Genomic DNA, 2,112 nt, shown 5'->3' with positions numbered 1-2,112 from the left:
TACCGGAGTTTTTGAGAAAAGTATTTGAGAGATTAAATAAGGAAGATGAAGAACCTGATTAATTATTGGGTTCTTTTATTTTATATTATAGTAAATAAAATAAAATATCTTCAAATATACTTCATATTGATGTTATAATATATATATATAAATTAATAGGAGGTATTATAAATATTATGAAAAAAGTATTGTTCGTATTCTTGGCAGTTATAAATTTAGCTTGTGCAGGAAAATTTCCAGTTAAGTTGGGAGAATATCAATATGGATTGAGCTATATTGAAATAAGTGATATAGCAGGGCAAATGACAGTAAGAGGACAGATCGAAGTAATTCCGACTGATAGTTGTATGAAAGGTTGTGTTGATATTGATTCAAAAAGTGTCAGTAATCCGGAAAAAGGGGTTTTGTCAGGAAAGTTAATGAATAATGATAAATTTAAATTAGAGTTTATAGGAGAAGATCAAATAAAGGTCTATATTGATACAAGAAAGCCTTTTGTGTTAGAACCTGCTGATTTTTAAAAATAAAGAGTGGAATGAAAGTATGAAAAAATTAATATTTATATTTTTATTATTTTTTAGTGTATTTTCTTTTAATGATTAAAAAATGTCTTGTTGAAACAGTTCGTAGAGTTTCAAAAAGCAGTGAAAAATAAAGATATAAAATCTATAGAAAAATGGAACAGTTTGAAGAAAGAGCTGTGACGGATTTGAAAGAGTTATTTTAAGAACCTGAGTGATTGGGTTCTTTATTTTTTTAAAAAATAAACACTCCTAAAGATATAGGAGTGTGCCCGCATTATACTTAGAAATAAGTTTATGATGTAATGTTAATTTATGTTGTTATATAGGTATGATAACACATAATTGTTAAAAACATAATGAAAAAATGCGAAAATTTTAATGAAAAACGACCCTAAAAACTTAAGGTCGTCTATAAGGATTGATTTACGAAGTCAAAACGTAAAATCTACTATTAATTTATCAGATTTATAGATATATGTCAAGAAAAAACCTCCCTGTATTGGGAGGTAAATTAAAATCTAAAAGGAGTGTAAACTATGACAATTATCTTCTCATTATTATTTTACCCTAAAAATTAAAAAAGTCAATAGTTTTTATTTGAATTTATGCTATAATAATTATAAAATATTTTGTAGGGAGGTTTACAGAGTATGGAAAAAGGCAAAAAGAAAACAGGTCTTGTAATAGGGTTAATAGTTTTTGGAGTTTTGGCTTTAGGGAGTTTAGTATCTGGCGGAATAGGTGCAATGCTAGATGAGTCTAAAGACATAGAAACTGGAAAAGTTGCTTTTGAGGAAAAGAAAACAGAACCACCGAAACAAGAAGCCCCCAAAGAGGAAGTTAAGACAGAAGAGTCTAAACCAGAGGAAGTTCCGAAAGAAGAGCAGGAAAAAGAATTCGGATTAAATCCAGCACAAGTAAAAGATAATTTTAAAAAATTTAACAACTCTTTAGGAGATCAAAAATTGAAAATTTCCAACGAGAAGTCTGAAAAAGCTGAAATTAATACAGATATGTTTTGTGCTAGTGAACATGTTTGTTATATTATTACCTCTTCTCCTAAAACAGGAAAAGCAACAGGAATAACTATGATAGGAAGTGGAGACGGGTCAACTCAATCAGGATTTAATATAATTATGGGTGTGGGTGGTATAATAAGTATGGCCGACGTCAATACGACAAAAGAAGACAGGGGAAATTTGTTGGAAGGATTAAAACTGATAGGTGACAGTAAATCAGATTTAAAAAAATCAAGAGATTTTGTTTATAAAAATGTAAAATATTCTTGGAACTTTTCAGAACAAATCGGTGTGATGCTATCAGCATATCCGCAATAATAAAACTAAGCACTCTAGGGGTGCTTTTTTATTTGTAATAAATTAAAGTTGTGATATAATAATATATAAAATCTTAAGGAGGGTTGTGTATGAATAATAACTATACAATTTCATTAGAGAAATATGATGTTTTAAAAAAAATATTGAAAGTTCCCAAATATCAAAGAAGATTAGTTGTAGTGCTATAGTAAAGTAGGAACACCAAAATCTAAACAATGATATAATAAAAAAAGAAAGAGGTGTTTTGAAAT

At 28.3% G+C, this 2,112-nt stretch carries 2 protein-coding genes; both read left to right on the top strand.

The genetic code is table 11. From position 1 onward, the window contains the following. Positions 1–176 precede the first annotated feature (176 nt). Complete coding sequence (locus NK213_RS19780) at positions 177–521, top strand: hypothetical protein (protein ID WP_253352530.1); 345 nt, start codon at positions 177–179, stop codon at positions 519–521. Between the two features lie 653 nt (positions 522–1,174). After that, positions 1,175–1,861 (top strand): hypothetical protein, encoded by a 687-nt coding sequence (locus NK213_RS19775; RefSeq protein ID WP_253352528.1) that lies wholly within the window; start codon positions 1,175–1,177, stop codon positions 1,859–1,861. Positions 1,862–2,112 lie beyond the last annotated feature (251 nt).

It is taken from the genome of Sebaldella sp. S0638 (assembly GCF_024158605.1).
GTDB lineage: Bacteria > Fusobacteriota > Fusobacteriia > Fusobacteriales > Leptotrichiaceae > Sebaldella.
Note: the sequence above shows the minus strand (reverse complement) of the source record. Positions and strands in the feature narration are given on the sequence as shown.